This is a genomic window from Clostridium sp. LIBA-8841 (assembly GCF_057782475.1).
Map to the genome: position 1 here is coordinate 3,023,959 of NZ_CM173488.1, position 17,276 is coordinate 3,041,234.

The window sequence follows — 17,276 nt, forward strand, 5'->3', positions numbered from 1 at the left end:
TAGAATTATTTAGTCATAAGTCTATTAAAATATTACTGCTTTTATTTTTTTATTTGTCTATATTTTAAATAAGTTTTGATTTTTAAATAGAACTGTAAGAGATCATTCTAATAAAAAATTATTATTGCATCACTTATACACTAATAAGCCTTAAAGCAATATAAGTTTTCAGTATTTATTTTCATATTGCTTAAAGCATTTATAATGTTAAACTTCTGATTATCAATAAGTAGAAATAATAAATATATTATACTTTTTTTCTTATGATTTTCTCCCTCCAAACTCCATTATTAGCTTATCCTATAAAAAGATTACCTCTAAAATCATTATGAGGTAAATATACTAATTTTGTATATTTATAAACTTAGTGTATAAACTAAATAAACTTTAGATATTATTAAAATATATTTAATATAATTCACATTGTAAATTTTAACAAATAATGGTAGTATTTAAACTATATTTCATATAAAAAGGGGAAAAGAATCTATGAAACTAAAAAAGTGGAAAAATCCAAACTTAACCTCATTAAATGTTAAAGAAACTTATGAAAATACCTTCGATTATCCTCATGCTTGGCAATGTCCTAAATGCGGCCCTACAACTGCAACCGAAGGTATAGATGGAGCATTTAGATGTGATAAATGTAAAACGATTTTAGGAAAAGGTGATTGGGTAGGAGATGGCCCCCATCCATCTTAAAGGTAAATAAAATAAAAAAGGTATTTTCTTAAGTAAGAAAATACCTTTTTATTTTAAATTGACTTTTTTAAAACCTTACTTAATGGTTTGTATAAAAATAATGTTGCAATTACTGTACAAACTGCATTTCCTAAAGAAACTTGAAAACCCAATAAAATAGTTACCCAAAGTTCTTTTACTCCTAATCCAGCTGTTAAAAAGTAAGGAAGCTGAATTAGTGAGCCCATTAAAAATGATAGTATAGCTCCAAAGAAAGCATATACATACTCCGACTCTGTTTTTTTAGCTATAAAATTATATATAAGTACATATTGTGGGAACACCACTATATACATGAGACTCCATGGCGCTAACCCTTTTGTTAATATAACTAAAATAGAAAATACTAAAGCAGAATACCACCCAAGATTTCTTGGAAGAGATGTTCCATAAAGTAAAATAACAAAGCTAACAAGTTCTAAATATGGAACAAAAGATCCCATAAAATAAACTGCATAAAGTATTGCTGCAAGTAATGCTCCTTGTGTAATTCTTTTAGTATCCATTACATTGATTTAGTAAATACGAATTGTACACTATCTCCATTTTGAATATTTATACTATCTACCCCTGGAGCCTCACCAATTTTATAATTTAAATTTTGTTCTGGTGATTTGTATGAATACATCCACCATGGACCTGTTTTCATATCCTTAGTTTCAATTCCTTCAAGTCCTACTACAAAACTTCCAAACTGACTAGTATCCATTTTAACCTTTAATCTATCTGTATTTTCCTTAAGAAATTCACCTAATGTTACTGCATTAGTTTTGAATTCCTCATTATCAACAATAACTTTATTATTTTCCTCATCCTTAATTGTTACAGTTATTGTTTTATCTCCCTTAGTTCCATTAGGTGCTGTTTTATTATTTATGTATTTGTATCCAAAAACAGCCCCTATTATTACTAAAATAGCTATAACAATCTTTATTAGTACTGACTTCTTCACTTTAGTCTCCACCTTTCCTTTGTATATATTTATTAATTTCTAATATTTATTAGATTAAGATTTTTAACGATTTAATATGATTTTGAAACAAAAACCTTTTCTTCAATTCCATTAATTCTATTTATTTCAAGAGAAAATACAAATAAAATATTTGTTATTAAGTTGCTAAAATCTAATAATATTTCAGGAACTTCTTTTCCTGAGTTTTTTATTTTGTATAGATTTCTACAAACCTTTTTAGCTTCTCCTCTAGCTACGTGATATTCACACGCTAAAGGATGACCTGTTGGGTAAACAAAGGAACTTATTCTATCCTTATTTAAATTTCTATATTTATTTAATATTTCTAATCCCTTTTCTATATCTTCAGGAAATATAGCAAGTCTTCCTCTTAAAGAACCGTTTAAATGAAGTACCCTATCCATCATCCAAAAAGTTTCCTCTTCTAAAGGAGTATTCATTGATAAAATTCTTCCTAAAAAAGAACTTAAGTGATCCGTCATAACCTCATGATCAACATATCCAAAATCTTCACTTAAAAATGGATATGAAATCAAATCTATGTTTTTACTCAAACTCTTTTCCTCCATGTTATAATATTTATTTACATGTTATAATATTTATTTAATAGTATTAATCTATAAAAAAAGCATCTTTGATTTTCTTTAAATTCCCATTCTTTATTAATCCATATATATTTATTGTTAAAGCTATTAGAAATATACTTCCACCTATTAAACTCAAATAAGTGTTTATATTACTACTTGAATCATCTCTACATAGCATTAAAAAAATTGATACTAATGTCATTTGGATACTAATAAGCATTATTTCACTAAAAGTTTTTTTCTTACAAAATACCTCTATAAATATAAATGATAATAATAGTATTATAATTAACCCCAAAATCATAAATGATATCACCATAGCTAGTGCTTGCATATTATCCCCCTATATTAAAAATACCTTTTGTTGTATCTTATGTACATCAAAAGGTATTTTTAAACTATCCAAACCTAAAAAATTAACTTTACTAATTAACATTTAAAGTAAGATAGTAAAATCTTACTCATCCCATCCTTCTGGGAATTCAGCATTGTGGTAAACCTCTTGAACATCATCATCATCTTCAAGTAAGTCTAACATCTTTTGGAATTTCTTAGCATCGTCTTCATTTATAGCAGTCTCAGTATCTGGTATCATTTTAACTGATGCTTCTAAGAATTCTAATCCTTCAGCTTCTAAAGCTTCTCTTACTGTACCAAAATCTTCTGGTGAAGTTGTAACTATAAATACTTCCTCTTCTGATGAGAAGTCCTCTGCACCAGCATCTAAAGCCATCATCATTATTTCGTCTTCATCTAAATCAGCTTTTTCTATTATGATTTCACCTTTCTTTTGGAACATGAAAGCAACACATCCTGATGTACCCATGTTTCCACCACCCTTAGTGAAAGCACTTCTTACATTACCAGCTGATCTATTTTTATTATCTGTTAATGCTTCTACCATAACAGCTACTCCTGATGGACCATATCCTTCATAAATTATTGATTCGTAATTTACTGAATCTCCTTCTCCAGCAGCTTTCTTTATTGCTCTTTCTATATTATCATTTGGCATGTTTGCAGCCTTAGCTTTTGCTACAGCATCTTTTAATCTTGAGTTTCCATCTAAGCTAGCTCCACCTTCTTTAACTGCAACAGCTATCTCTTTTCCTAACTTAGTGAATATTTTTCCTCTTTTGGCATCCATTTTACCTTTTTTAGCTTGTATATTATGCCATTTTGAGTGTCCTGACATCCTTATTCCTCCTAACATATATGTAAACTATAGTTTAAATTTCTTTGAATTTCTTTGAATAATACCTAAATATTATATCATAGAGATTTTTTCTCTTCAACTTAGCTATTCTCTTTACTTATGGTCTATTCATCGAAACTTTCATAAAGTCTATTTCCCTCTTTAAAATATATTGCTTCTAAATCCGTACTCATTATAGCCTTTCCATTTGTAGCTTCAGTAAAGCTTTTTTCTATTTCTGGAATAAGATCCTTTTCTGCTAATATATATATCTTAACATTATCAGTAAACTCTGTATTTTCTATATGCCAATTATTTTGACCACATATATATTGAATCTTTCCATAAAGATCATAATCTATTTCAGTACAAAGCATTTCTCCTTCTACTTTTTCTACAATACCAGCGGCATTTATAGCTATGGCAGCCCCTTTAGTATAAGCTCTAGTAAGCCCCCCTGTACCTAATAAAACTCCCCCAAAGTATCTAGTTACCACTACAGCACAATCTGTTATTCCTTGCTTTTTTATCACCTCTAATATTGGAATTCCTGCCGTCCCTTGAGGCTCTCCATTATCACTATATCTTTGTATTCCCATATTAGAGCCAATGACATAAGCATAACAATTATGTCTGGCGTCCTTATGCTTATTATTAATTTCAGCTATAAATTCCTTAGCCTCTTCCTCCGTTGTAACTCTTTTAACATATCCTATAAAAACTGATTTTTTCTCTTCGAATCTATCATCAGCTGCTTTTTTTACCGTTATATACTTCATAATATCTACCTACCTTTTAAAACATCGTATATATTATCTATCCCTTTTTCTATCTTATTATAATCTATCTGAGAAAATCCAATTCTAAAGCTTTTATCTCCATCCTTAGGATTTTTGAAGAATATACTACCTGGGGTTATTATGGTTTGTCTATCTTTTAATTCATAAAATAACTCTTTAGATGTTATGTTTATCTTCTTATTTATTTTCAAAAATAAATTAAGTCCTCCCTTTGGCTCTTGAAATGAAACCATGTTTCCTAATTTATTATTTATAAGCTCTTTTATAAAATTGTATCTTTTAGAATATTCCTTATTTAATATTTCTATATGCTCTTTCCAATATCCTTTTTCAATGTAATCCTGAAGTGCTCTTTGCATTAAACTTGAAGTAGCTATATCAGTATTTACCTTTAAAGCTTGAAACTCTTCCTTAAACTTATCCGGAGCTATTAAATACCCCATTCTTATTCCTGGAAGAAAAATTTTAGAAAAACTTTTTATATATATAACTCTCTCAGAATCTAAACTTCTATAAGGTATGTACTCTAAATCCTTTGAGTAAACTAATTCCGAAAGATAATCATCCTCTAATATATAGAAATCATATTTATATGATAACTCTATTATTTTTTTCTTCTTTTCTAAGGAACAACTTACTCCTGTTGGGTTTTGGAAATAACTCATTGTATAAAAACATTTTATTTTATTTCTCTTTAATAATGCTTCAAACTTTTCTATATTAGGGCCATCTTTCTCCATTGGAATCTCTAATATATTTGCTCTTCTAAGTTTAAAAACTAGAAGTGCTCCCCCATAGGTTGGTCTTTCTATTACAATATTATCATTTATGTTAACTAATGATTTACCTACAATATCTATTCCTTGTTGCGCTCCAGAAATTATAAGTATATTATCCAAATTATTTTTACCATTCCAAAACTCATCATTTATACTTCTTCTTAATTCTAAATATCCTAAAGGATCGCTATATATTAATGCTTCTACTCCATCTCTAACCAATACATTATCTAAAACCTTCTTAAGTTTTTCTACTTGGAAGAAGTTTGCACTAGTTGTCTCTCCAGTGAAATCTATCCAATTTTTTAAATCTCCAGAAGCTATTTTTCTAAAAATATCATTATAATCATGTTTGAAACTTCTTCCCACATCCTTATTTTTAGCATAAGTTCCACTTCCTTGAGATTGATATGCATATCCTTCTTGAGTAAGTTTTTTATAAGCATTAATTATAGTTATTTTATTTACCCCTAAAAAATCTGCTAATTCTCTTATGGTAGGTAACTTTTCTCCTTCTAATACTTTTCCTCCTTCAATTAGCTTTTTAATATTTTCATATATTATTAAGTATTTACATACACCCTCTGTAAAAACCACCCTAAATTTATTCATACTTCACACCTTATTTGATTTATTTAGATATTCTCTTTTATTAAGTACACCTTTTCTGTTATAAGCTTATGACCACATTCTGAAAATTTCTCTCTTCCACTTTTCTTTACTATATTTTTCTTACAAAGATATCCTAATATCTCTTCAAAATCTATTTTAAATCCTTGAAATTCTTCTGATTTCTTTATCTCTTCTGAACTTAAATAATCCTCTTGTTTTTTCATATAATCTATTAATGCTTTTATTATTCCTATAATATTTCTTTCTAAGAAACTTTCAATATAAAAATGTACATATTCTAAATCTTGTTTATCTGATGCTTTAAATATGCTATTAATCATATTTTCAAACTTCTCATCTAATTTCATAAGCATTCCAGTAGAACTCTTTGTGATTAAATATCCATTAAAATTTAAATAAAGTTTACTGAAGCTATCTACTGAGTACATAAGGGATTCAAAGGCAGCGTAAAAATTCTCATTATGAATACATTTTTTATATAAATTCATATCCTGTAGAAGTTCTGCAAAATAAACTAAGTTCCATTTTTCACTGTGAGCATCTATATAATATTTTATTGAAGTAAATTTATCTGCAATTTCTTGGTCCTTACAAAAAATCAACTTTGATGATATAAATTTTCTATGTATTGTACTTCCTGTAATCTCCTCTTGACTGAAATTAACTAAAAATTTCTTTGATATTATCTTCAAATGAAGAGATACCCCTAATTCTTCACCATAAACATCTTTTATCCCTTTAAACTCTCCATTTACAATAACAAATAAATCTATGTCGGACCCTTCCCATATATCTCCGTTTATTATACTTCCAAAAGCCGTAACTCCAATAACTTCATCATTCTCTTGAAGGTCAGATATAACTGATTTAAAAGAATTTTGATATTTTAATATTATTTCACTCAAGATTTTCCCTCCTTTAAAAACTTCACATTTCATATTTCATATATTTAATAAAATTTATAAACACTTACTTTTCTCTATCAAGCATGCTAAAGAATTTCTTAATAGGTCTAAGCTTAATTCTATTTGTTCTAGTATATCATAAGAAACATCTAAAGCCCTCTTAGTCTCTCCCTTTTTCCCATAAGTATTAGTTTGATATAAATTTGCGGCAGCAGCAGTATTTTGTACTGAAAAACTTAAGAGATAAATAATGTCTAATGATGGTCTAACAATTCTATCATAATAGACTTTATATTCATCACCTACAGCTAAAGTAGCTGCACTAGCTTGTATTGTTGATGCCTTTAAGAGAAGATCCTGAACTTGTGTGTATATTTTATTTATTTCATCTAAACATGGATTATTACATTCATCACTTGGAATACTTTGACTATTATTTAGAATTGGCCGTGTCGGTATTGTTTCATCAGTTAATCCACGATCACGCTCTCTAATTCCTCTTATATTATCATTATCTAAAGAATCATTTGTCTCCATATATAATCTCCCTAAAAATTAGTACTATTATTATTATACTTATATGTAGTATATTTTATGATGTAACTATTTTAAGAATAAAAGCTAAATTCAATTAGAATTTAGCTTTTATTATAGATTAAATAATAATATTATTATAACTCATACTCTCTACATCTATTTTCTACTTCCTCATCAACCTCTGCTTTCATATAAGTGCCTTCTTCTCTATATTCTTCTTCACTTACATTTGCATTTCTATGAAGATAAGCTACAACTTGTTGTGCTGTATATGGAATTATATATTCCTTACTTTTTAAAGTATATGGCAGTTCTTCGCTTATAGCATTTAATAATTCTTCTAAGTTTATTCTTTCCTTAGCAGAAACTTTTACTACCTTATTATATATTGAAGAATATTTTTCCTCTAATTCATTTAATTTTTCTTCATCAGCTTTATCAATTTTATTAAGAACTAATATTTTTGCTGATTCTAAGGCCTTTAATTCACCTAAGACTTTTTCTACAGCTACTATCTCTTCTTGTGCATTATCTGAAGATGCATCCACAACATGACATAGAAGATCTGAATATATAACCTCTTCCAAAGTTGATTTAAATGCTTCAACTAATTCGTGAGGTAATTTACTAACAAATCCAACTGTATCAGTTAAAGTTATATCTCTATTATCAGGAAGTTTTATGGCTCTTGTTGTAGTATCTAAGGTTGCAAAAAGCATATCCGCTTCAAAAACTTTATCCTTAGCTTGAGTAGCTAATGTTGAGGCAGATTCTTCACATAAAGTATTTCTTAAAGTAGATTTTCCTGCATTAGTGTATCCAACTAATGAAACTTGTGAAGTTTTATCCTTACTTCTTCTTTCCCTTTGAGTTTCTCTTATTTTCTTAATCTTTTTAAGTTCTGCTTGAAGATCATATATTCTTTCTTTTATATGTCTTCTATCTATTTCAAGTTTCTTTTCTCCTGGTCCTCTTGTTCCTATTCCACCACCAGTTCTAGACATTACAGTACCAAGCCCCATAAGTCTAGCTGCTCTATATTTTAACTGAGCAAGCTCTACTTGAATTTTAGCCTCTCGTGTTTTAGCTCTTCTTGAGAATATTTCTAAAATAAGAGTTGTTCTATCAATTACCTTAACTCCTAAGTTAGCTTCAAGATTTTTAACCTGTGCTCCTGATAACTCATCATCAAAAATTACTAAGTTAGCTCTTGTTAACTGCCTTATATTAGCAATCTCTAAAACCTTACCTCTTCCTATATAAAAGGCAGCATCAATTTTACTTCTATTTTGGAATACTTTCTCTAAAGTAGGGATATCACAAGCCTTAGCAAGTTCTTCTAACTCATCTAAACTTTCTCTTGTGTCACATCCAACTAAAATAGCTCTTTCACTATCATCTTCCTCAACGTTGCTTGTTTTAATAACTTCTTCAACATGGTTGATCTTATCTAAAATATTAATTTGTAGACATTGATCTATAGTTAAATGAGGATACTCTTCATTTATAAGAAGCTCATTTTCTACATAACAAAATCCTAAAGAAGCATCTTTAGCCTTTCCTTCTTCCACAGCTATAGCCATTATTACATCAAGTTTTAATTTCATAAGTGCAGATATGTCTAAAGCTGAAAGTCTACAAACTCCACTTGGATGAGTATGTATTATTCTAATTCCAGATAATCTTTTTTCATGTATATCTATTAATGGAATCTCTACACTTGAAGAGTCTCCTATAGCTACACTGATTACCTTTCCTTTTCTATTTATTCCTACACTAATTTCTCTTTCTATTTGAGAAGATAATCTAGAAATAATATTTATTATATCTTCTGTACAAACACTATATTTAGGTACGTTTAATTTATAAAGTTCTTCTAATTCTTTTAACACTGAATTCCTTATACCATCAGTATTTCCATGTATCATATATTACCACCTCGTAATATTTATTATGTTTCTTGACAATTTTCATTTAATTTTATACTATAAATACAATATTGTAAATAATACGGAATAGTTAGGGGAGAAAATCATGGAAGATAAGAACAGAAATATATTACTTTCTGAAGAACAAATTAAAGAGCAGATAGCTGTTGTAGGAAAAAAAATAACTGAGGATTATAAAGATAAGAATCTTTATGTTTTATCTTTATTAAGAGGAAGTTTCATATTTGCAGCTGACTTAGTTAGAGCAATTGATACTAAAACTCAAATAGGATTTATGACTACTTCAAGTTATGGTCACGGTGAAGAAAGTACTGGAATAGTTAAAGTTGTAAATGATATTCCAGATAACATTGAAGGTTTAGATGTTCTAATAGTTGATGATATCATAGATTCAGGTATAACAATGGATTTTGTTATAAACCATGTAAAATCATTAGGTGCTAAATCAATTCAAACTTGCACCCTTTTAGATAAACCATCTAGAAGAAAAGTTGATTTAAAACCAGATTATTGCTGTTTTGAAATCGAAGACTTATTTGTTGTTGGTTACGGATTAAACTATGGTGACCACTACAGAAATATTCCTTACATATTTAACTGGGAAAAATAATTAAAAGGAGGATTTTCCTCCTTTTTTAACGCCTAATTATTATCTTCCACATTTTCATTAATTCCTTGGAGTATATTGCTACCCCACATACTCTTCGGAACCTCTCCTACTATAACTGTATCAGAGATCGGAATTTGATTTACCACTTCAACCTCTTTAGATTGGAGTGGTAATATTATTTTAAGATTAGTTTTTACATCTACTAAAATTTTATGCCTAGTCTGATTTATGCCTGCACTCTCAAAAATAGAGTCATAAGACACCTCTACTCTTCCTATTGGTTCCATCTTAACAGTTATACTTGGTCCCCAATAAGACATTATATTATTTTTAGTTATATAACCAATAGGCATCTTAACTCCTATTGAACCAATCTCCTTTATATCAGCTTGTGACTTTATAGCCACCTCTGTTGCTAAATCATTTAACTTTATTGTATCTGCCTTAAGCATTTTTATATCTCCTAAAGAATCTTTTTCAACATTTATCACATTATCATAATCAAACTTTTCTGTATAAACCTCAACTATATTTTTATTTATAACATCTAATGTTTTAGCTCTCATTTCAGAATCTGCTACAAGTAAAACTGTAGGAGCAATTATTTTATCAAAAGCATATATAAAACTTATAAAACCGGCAATAATGATTATTATGATTATTATTAAATATTTTTTAAAATCTATATTTATATGTTTATTTTTTTTTACATAATACAAAGGCTACACCTCTTATAAATTGGTTTACTCTTAATATTATTATGCTATAATAATATATAATATTTCTTTAAATATATAATAATATAATCATTTAGTTTTTTAGAAATAGAAAGTTTTATTATGTTAGGAGGAAAAAATGACTGACAAAAAAAGAGAGCATAAAGATAGAAAGCAGAAGAAAAAATCAGATAAAAATCAATCGAAGGTGAAAAAATTCTTTAAATGGTTCTTTATAGGAATTCTGCTTCTAGGGATAACTGCCGCAACAGTAGTTGGAGTTTACGTTCTTTCAATTATACGTTCTGCTCCAGATTTAGATGTTCAGGCAATTCAATCTCTAAATCAGCCATCCATTCTTTACGATGATCAGGGAAATTTTATGGATAATGTTATTACTCGTGAACAACGTTATGTAGTTACATCTGAAGAAATCCCTGACAATTTGAAAAACGCTTTTGTAGCTATTGAAGACGAAAGATTTTATGAGCATAAGGGAATAGACATTAGAAGAATTTTTGGGGTTATAGTTTCTAATGTTAAAAATAAACTATCAGGAAGTAATACGGTTCAAGGGGCCTCAACTATTACTCAACAGCTTATAAAAAATGCAGTCCTTACAAACGAAGTTAGTTACGAAAGAAAAATAAAAGAAATGTACTTATCTTTAGAATTAGAGAAGCACCTTTCAAAAGATGAAGTTCTTACTACGTATTTAAATACAATACCAATGGGTGGATATCAATATGGTGTTGGTGCCGCTGCACAAAGATTTTTCAGCAAGAATGTTTCAGATTTAACATTAGTTGAATGTGCTTATTTAGGAGGACTTACTCAAGCACCTACTGCTTATGATGGTCTTTCAGAAGCTAATAAAGCTGATCCAAGTAGATATTTAAATAGAACTAAATCTGTACTATTTAAAATGCATTAACTAGGATATATTACAGACGAAGAATATAACAATGCAATAAATGAAATTGATACAAATGGTATTAAATTCACCCCTAATACTAAATTAAGCAAAACTAACTTTGAGTGGTTTACAAGACCTGCTATAACACAGGTTAAACAAGATTTAATTACTAAATATAAATACACTCAAGAGGAAGTTGATAAACTTATAGCTAATGGTGGATTAAAAATCTATACTTCTATGGATAGAAATCTTCAAAATAGTGTCCAGGAAGTCTTAGATGATCCAAGTAACTATAAAGCTATAACAGGTAACCCTAATGAACAAAACGAAGAAGGGGTTTATAAACTACAAGCATCAGCTACAATAATAGACTATAGAACTGGTCATGTTAAAGCTTTAGTAGGAGGAAGAGGTGAACAACCTCCAATGTCTCATAACAGAGCTTACTACGATTTAAAATCTATAGGATCAGCAACAAAACCATTAACTGTTTATGGGCCTGCTATTGATTTAGGTCTTGGTGGTGCTGGTTCTGTAGTAGATGATTCTCCATTAACAAATAAACAATTAGCTTCTACTGGTTACAAAGAACAACCTAAAAATGAATATAATAGCTACAAAGGTTATTTAACATTTAGAGAATCAATAAAAATTTCTAGTAACCTAGGTGCTATAAAAGTTGCTAATGACGTTGGCACTTCAAACTCTATAGCTTACGGAGAAAAACTAGGTATGGTTTATGGACCTAATTCTAGAGGAGTTTCAACAACAGCATTAGGTCAATTCCAAAATGATCCTAATAACCCTGATGGTGGAAACACATATACTCTTGCTTCTGCATTCGGAGTTTTTGGTAATAACGGAGTTAAGACAGATGCTAAATTATACAATAAAGTACTTGATTCTCAAGGAAACGTACTTCTTGATTCAAGTACTCCAGAAGAAATAAAAGTATTTAGTCCTCAAACTGCATATATAGTTTATGATATGCTTAAGGAACAAGTAGACTCTGGTTCTGCTAAGCCAGCTAAATTTGGTAACATACCTGTTGCTGGTAAGACTGGAACAACTACTGGAGATAAAGATTATCTATTTGCAGGATTAACACCATATTATTCTGCAGCCATTTGGATTGGATATGATCAACCTAGAGAAATGAAAACTAGTAGTGGTACTGTTACTTCTCCAATATTCGGAAAAATAATGGGTATAGCTCATAATGGATTGGAATATAAAGAAATTCAACAACCAAGTGGAATAAGCAAGGTTGCTGTATGTAAGGATTCAGGCCTTAAGCCAACTTCACTTTGTGCTCAAGATCCTAGAGGTAGTAGAGTTTATTATGATTGGTTTGTTGATGGAACTGCTCCTACTCAATACTGTGATAATCATGTAAAAGTAAGAGTAAACAAATTAAATAATAAGCTTGCTTCAGATAGCACTCCAGCTAGTCTTGTAACTGAAAAAGTGTTCTTAAGAAGAAGCTGGGCTTTAGGTCAAACATTAGATTCAAAATATATGGCTCCTGGTTCATATGATAATACTACTTCTTTACCAGCAGAAGAAAATAAACCTAATGAAAACAAACCAAATGATGGTAATAATAATGCTAATGAAAATAAGCCAAATGAAAATCCTAAACCAGAAGTTCCAGGTGATAATTTAAGTGACAATAATGGTAATATTAAACCTCCATTAACTCCACCAGGAGATAATTCAAATAATAACGGTGGTAATAATACTACTCCACCTGGAAATGTAAACAATGGAAATAATACAAACCAAAATGATCACAATAATAATATTACGCAATAAAGCTAAATCTTTCTTGCATTTTAACTATCATTAAAATAAAGCCACTATGAAATAAAAATTTCATAGTGGCTTTATTTATCTCATACTACTACCTTAACCTATGTAATTTTCTAACTTTTAATGAATAATCTATTAATATTTCATTCATATTCTAACTTATTCCTCTCCTTTCAAATATCACACATATGAATAACGAAATATTAGTTCTTGCATTTTTTTATTATTCATATTAAAATTAATTATAAATGCAACGTAAAATTTAAAATGTTATATCAACAGAAGGAGGAATTTATGGAAATAATAAACAATATGATAGTTAGCGTCAATGATTTTCTTTGGGGTAATATATTAATCATTTTATTAATTGGTACAGGTCTTTTCTTTTCTTTTAAAACTAAATTCGTTCAATTTAGATACATAAAAGAAATGTTCCGTCTTTTAGGTGACGGTATAGGAAAGTCAACTAAAGAAAAAGGTGGAGTTTCTTCATTTCAGGCTTTTTGTATAAGTACAGCATCAAGAGTTGGTACTGGTAACATAGCTGGTGTTGCTATAGCAGTAGCCGTAGGTGGTCCTGGTGCAGTTTTTTGGATGTGGCTTATAGCTTTAATAGGTTCTGCATCTAGCTTTGTAGAGAGTACATTAGCTCAAATATATAAAGTTAAAGATAAAGATTCTTTCAGAGGTGGTCCTGCTTACTACATGGAAAAAGGACTTGGAAAGAGATGGTTAGGAATTATTTTCTCAATTCTTATTACAATCTGCTTCGGATTCGTATTTAACGCAGTTCAGGCTAACACAGTAAGTATTGCATTCAGTAGTGCATTCGGTATTTCACAAGCTGCTATTGGTATTATCTTAGCAATAGTAACAGCCGTAGTTATCTTTGGTGGTATTCATAGAGTTGCTAAAGTTTCAGAAATAATCGTTCCTGTCCTAGCGGTTCTTTATATACTTATCGCTCTTGTAGTTGTAGTTTTAAACATAACTGAAATCCCATCAGTATTTAAACTTATATTTGAATCAGCCTTTGGAATAAAACAATTAACAGCCGGCGGACTTGGTGCTGCAGTTATGCAAGGTATTAAGAGAGGTTTATTCTCTAACGAAGCTGGTATGGGTAGTGCTCCTAATGCGGCTGCAACAGCAGATGTTTCACACCCAGTTAAACAAGGTTTAATACAAACTTTAGGTGTATTTACTGATACCTTATTAATCTGTTCATGTACAGCCTTCATAATATTAGTTTCTGGTCAATATGCTGATAGTACATTAACAGGTATAGAATTAACTCAACAATCACTTGTATCTGAAATAGGACCTTTCGGAGCTTATTTTATAGCAATCTGTATATTACTATTTGCCTTTAGTTCTATTGTAGGTAACTTCTATTATGGTCAAACAAATATAGAATTTATGAACACAAAAAAATGGCTATTAAATGCATACAGAATTCTTGTTATAGGTATGGTTTTATTTGGCTCAGTTGCAAAAGTTGATTTAGTTTGGAATTTAGCGGATCTTTTCATGGGTCTCATGGCTATATTAAACATAATAACTATACTATTCCTAGGAAAATACGCTTTCCTTGCTCTTAAAGATTATACGGCTCAAAAGAAAGCTGGTATTAAGGAACCTGTATTTAAAGCATCTTCTATACCTGGATTAGAAAACGTAGAAGAATGGCAATAATAAAAAGCTTTGAGATTTCATTCTCAAAGCTTTTTTATATTAATCTTTCAAATATAACTTTTTTTTCAATACTTAAATCTTCTTGATTTATTGTAATCTTAAAAATTTGAGGGCAACCCTCTTCTCTCCACTTTTTCATATAAGCTGGTGTAGCTTTATAACTATAATAATAAACTTCCTCATATTCGTCTGAAAACTCTAATACCTCTTTTTTACTGTCTTCACTTAAGCTTAATATTTTCTTGTCCATATTATTTAATATAGGCCAAAAGTATTTCATTGGTATGTTATACTTAAATTCATTATTAACTACTCTACTCTCAAATAATGCTCTTTTTAATATTCTATCTTCTTTATGGCACTCATCTATATTCGCTCTAAATATAACCTTGCCTCTCTTATCTTCATCTAACTTTATGTTTATCATATAATAAACAACTCCTATTCATAATACTATGAAATATAGCATTCATTTAAAATCTATAAATCAAACTTACTTAAAATTGATTCTCCAAACAATTTTTTTATAATATATTTTATTCCTTCCACTTCAAGAGACTTTTTCTTAACCATTATAAGCCTTCCATTATCAATAATATCTTCCTCTGAATAGGTGGTTAATGCTAATTCTTCCTTTATATCTTCAATCCATTCTTGAGAATAATAAGTTTTTAACCCTCTTAGAAACTTATTTTTTATAAATGGTATTATACTATTTCCTAATACAAATACTATTTCACAACCATTGATATTCATTAAAAGACTATTAAAATCATCATTTTCTTTAAAGTTATTACTCTTATTTCCTGGAACAATTATAACATCTAAATCCACATCTTCTATAGATTTTAAATTTTCAAAATTTATATTATATATTCCGCTATTTACTATATTCTTTTGCGTTCCTACTAATTCTACAGAAATTATTTCTCTATTTAAGGTTTTATTTATACTTTCAAAAATTTCTAAAAATGAAATAACTGTACTAACAACCATTTGATCATAAACAAAAATTCCAATTTTTCTTTCTTTTAAAGCCTTAACATTTGTAGTAAAATCCTCTCTAGATAATCTATATGAATATCCATCCTTGTTTTTATACATAATCTTAAAGCCTATTTTCTCTAACCTCTCTCTTTTACCATCTAAAGAAACTGTATCTAACATATATAATCCACCGAACTCATAAAAGAAACATTCTAATATAAGTTGTACAGCTTCAGTTCCATATCCTTTTCCTCTATGTGAATTTTCTATTCTAACATTTAATCTAGCAGTTTTAGTCATAGAATCATACCCATGAAAACTTGCTTCCCCAACTGGATTATCATCATAATCAAATACTAAACAATAAAGATTTCTTCCATCTGTAGGACTCACCATCTTTTTATAGAAACTATCCCACTTATACCTAGGAAAAGATATTATTTTACCTACGTCAGTCATACTGTCCATATCTCCCCATAATCTTTCAGTATAGCTTAGTTCTTCCAAGTACGGTGTTCTTATATAAACTTTTCTTCCCTCTCTTCTATAGCAGTTTCTTTTTTCTATCACATTACCACACCAATCATTTATTAATTCAAGAGTATTTTATCATAAATTACCACAAGCTGTGAAACTTTTTTACCAGTATTTAAGAATTATTCTTTTCTTGTTTAGTTATACTAAATTTAATAATAAACTTATCTAAACTGCATAACATATATTTCCTTTCAAAGTTGCTAGTTTACTCTTTTTGAGGGATATATCATTTCAAATATATTTTTTCATTTTTTTATTGATTTTTATTTCAAAAGTATTTATAATTATTTATGTTTGTTTAGTAATTTTAAACTTAAAGTTTAGTAAAACTTATAGTTAATGAAATTGAGGTGTAAAACTTGGAAATAGGAGATAAAATCAGAAGTCTCAGAGTGGCCAAACAGTTAACTCAAGAAGAATTAGCAAATAGATGTGAATTATCTAAAGGATTTATTTCTCAACTTGAGAATGACCTTACATCCCCATCTATAGCTACCTTAATAGATATATTAGATATATTAGGAACTAATTTAACTGAATTCTTTAGTGAGGATACAAATGAAAAAATAGCCTTCTCAAAGGATGATATGTTTGAAACTGAAAATGAAGAATTAAAGTACAATCTTATGTGGCTAGTTCCTAATGCTCAGAAAAACGATATGGAACCTATAATGATAACTCTTGAGCCAGGAGGTCAATATATTGAAGAAGAACCTCATGAAGGAGAAGAGTTCGGATATGTTCTATCAGGAGCAATATATCTTCATTTAGGAGATAAAAAAGTAAAAGTGAGAAAAGGTGAGAGTTTTTATTTTAAACCTAAGGCTAATCACTACATTTCTAATGCAGGGAAAGTCTCTGCAAAAGTTATTTGGATAAGTACTCCACCATCATTTTAATA

17 protein-coding genes and 1 pseudogene are annotated in these 17,276 nt (G+C 29.0%); 5 read left to right on the plus strand and 13 right to left on the minus strand.

Annotated elements, in window-relative coordinates:
• Positions 1-489: 489 nt before the first annotated feature.
• Entirely contained in the window at positions 490-702 is a 213-nt protein-coding gene (locus AC2A4K_RS13245; protein WP_322502961.1) for a hypothetical protein, read from the plus strand.
• A 53-nt stretch (positions 703-755) separates the two neighbouring features.
• Here AC2A4K_RS13245 and AC2A4K_RS13250 read toward each other — a convergent pair whose 3' ends face one another.
• The 10 genes from AC2A4K_RS13250 to hflX form a co-directional block, all read right to left on the minus strand.
• Positions 756-1,247, minus strand: a complete 492-nt coding sequence (locus AC2A4K_RS13250) for a hypothetical protein (RefSeq protein ID WP_322502962.1) — start codon at positions 1,245-1,247, stop codon at positions 756-758.
• Positions 1,247-1,693: a hypothetical protein gene (locus AC2A4K_RS13255; protein ID WP_322502963.1), complete on the minus strand. Its 447-nt coding sequence runs from the start codon at positions 1,691-1,693 to the stop codon at positions 1,247-1,249. Before AC2A4K_RS13255 ends, AC2A4K_RS13250 begins: the two co-directional genes overlap by 1 nt.
• 71 nt (positions 1,694-1,764) lie before the next feature.
• Complete coding sequence (locus tag AC2A4K_RS13260) at positions 1,765-2,268, minus strand: ATP:cob(I)alamin adenosyltransferase (RefSeq protein WP_322502964.1); 504 nt, start codon at positions 2,266-2,268, stop codon at positions 1,765-1,767.
• Positions 2,269-2,326: 58 nt separating this feature from the next.
• A complete protein-coding gene (locus AC2A4K_RS13265) occupies positions 2,327-2,635 on the minus strand; it encodes a hypothetical protein (protein ID WP_322502965.1) in 309 nt (102 codons plus the stop codon).
• Between the two features lie 123 nt (positions 2,636-2,758).
• Positions 2,759-3,496 carry a YebC/PmpR family DNA-binding transcriptional regulator gene (locus tag AC2A4K_RS13270; protein WP_322502966.1) on the minus strand — a complete coding sequence of 246 codons (738 nt, stop codon included), beginning with the start codon at positions 3,494-3,496 and terminating at the stop codon, positions 2,759-2,761.
• A 125-nt stretch (positions 3,497-3,621) separates the two neighbouring features.
• A complete protein-coding gene (locus AC2A4K_RS13275; protein WP_322502967.1) occupies positions 3,622-4,275 on the minus strand; it encodes a YigZ family protein in 654 nt (217 codons plus the stop codon).
• A gap of 5 nt (positions 4,276-4,280) precedes the next feature.
• Positions 4,281-5,687 (minus strand): aminotransferase-like domain-containing protein, encoded by a 1,407-nt coding sequence (locus AC2A4K_RS13280; RefSeq protein WP_322502968.1) that lies wholly within the window; start codon positions 5,685-5,687, stop codon positions 4,281-4,283.
• Positions 5,688-5,710: 23 nt separating this feature from the next.
• On the minus strand, positions 5,711-6,613 hold the full coding sequence (locus tag AC2A4K_RS13285; protein ID WP_322502969.1) for a nucleotidyltransferase domain-containing protein: 903 nt from the start codon (positions 6,611-6,613) through the stop codon (positions 5,711-5,713).
• A gap of 54 nt (positions 6,614-6,667) precedes the next feature.
• Complete coding sequence (locus AC2A4K_RS13290; RefSeq protein ID WP_322502970.1) at positions 6,668-7,150, minus strand: hypothetical protein; 483 nt, start codon at positions 7,148-7,150, stop codon at positions 6,668-6,670.
• Positions 7,151-7,284: 134 nt separating this feature from the next.
• Positions 7,285-9,078 carry a GTPase HflX gene (hflX, locus tag AC2A4K_RS13295; protein ID WP_322502971.1) on the minus strand — a complete coding sequence of 598 codons (1,794 nt, stop codon included), beginning with the start codon at positions 9,076-9,078 and terminating at the stop codon, positions 7,285-7,287.
• 106 nt (positions 9,079-9,184) lie between these two features.
• Here hflX and hpt point away from each other — a divergent pair, with 106 nt between their 5' ends.
• On the plus strand, positions 9,185-9,709 hold the full coding sequence (hpt, locus tag AC2A4K_RS13300) for a hypoxanthine phosphoribosyltransferase (RefSeq protein ID WP_322502972.1): 525 nt from the start codon (positions 9,185-9,187) through the stop codon (positions 9,707-9,709).
• 32 nt (positions 9,710-9,741) lie between these two features.
• Here the strand turns inward: hpt and yunB are convergent, their stop codons facing one another.
• Positions 9,742-10,428 carry a sporulation protein YunB gene (gene yunB, locus AC2A4K_RS13305; RefSeq protein ID WP_322502973.1) on the minus strand — a complete coding sequence of 229 codons (687 nt, stop codon included), beginning with the start codon at positions 10,426-10,428 and terminating at the stop codon, positions 9,742-9,744.
• 136 nt (positions 10,429-10,564) lie between these two features.
• Here yunB and AC2A4K_RS13310 point away from each other — a divergent pair.
• Positions 10,565-13,159: pseudogene (locus AC2A4K_RS13310) on the plus strand (transglycosylase domain-containing protein).
• Between the two features lie 291 nt (positions 13,160-13,450).
• On the plus strand, positions 13,451-14,851 hold the full coding sequence (locus AC2A4K_RS13315) for an alanine/glycine:cation symporter family protein (protein WP_322502974.1): 1,401 nt from the start codon (positions 13,451-13,453) through the stop codon (positions 14,849-14,851).
• Positions 14,852-14,885: 34 nt separating this feature from the next.
• On the opposite strand, the gene AC2A4K_RS13320 is transcribed toward AC2A4K_RS13315, so the two are convergent.
• Positions 14,886-15,278: a hypothetical protein gene (locus AC2A4K_RS13320; protein WP_322502975.1), complete on the minus strand. Its 393-nt coding sequence runs from the start codon at positions 15,276-15,278 to the stop codon at positions 14,886-14,888.
• A gap of 53 nt (positions 15,279-15,331) precedes the next feature.
• A complete protein-coding gene (locus tag AC2A4K_RS13325) occupies positions 15,332-16,408 on the minus strand; it encodes a GNAT family N-acetyltransferase (protein ID WP_322502976.1) in 1,077 nt (358 codons plus the stop codon).
• A gap of 326 nt (positions 16,409-16,734) precedes the next feature.
• Here AC2A4K_RS13325 and AC2A4K_RS13330 point away from each other — a divergent pair, with 326 nt between their 5' ends.
• Positions 16,735-17,274 (plus strand): helix-turn-helix domain-containing protein, encoded by a 540-nt coding sequence (locus AC2A4K_RS13330; RefSeq protein ID WP_322502977.1) that lies wholly within the window; start codon positions 16,735-16,737, stop codon positions 17,272-17,274.
• The last annotated feature ends 2 nt before the right edge of the window (positions 17,275-17,276 follow it).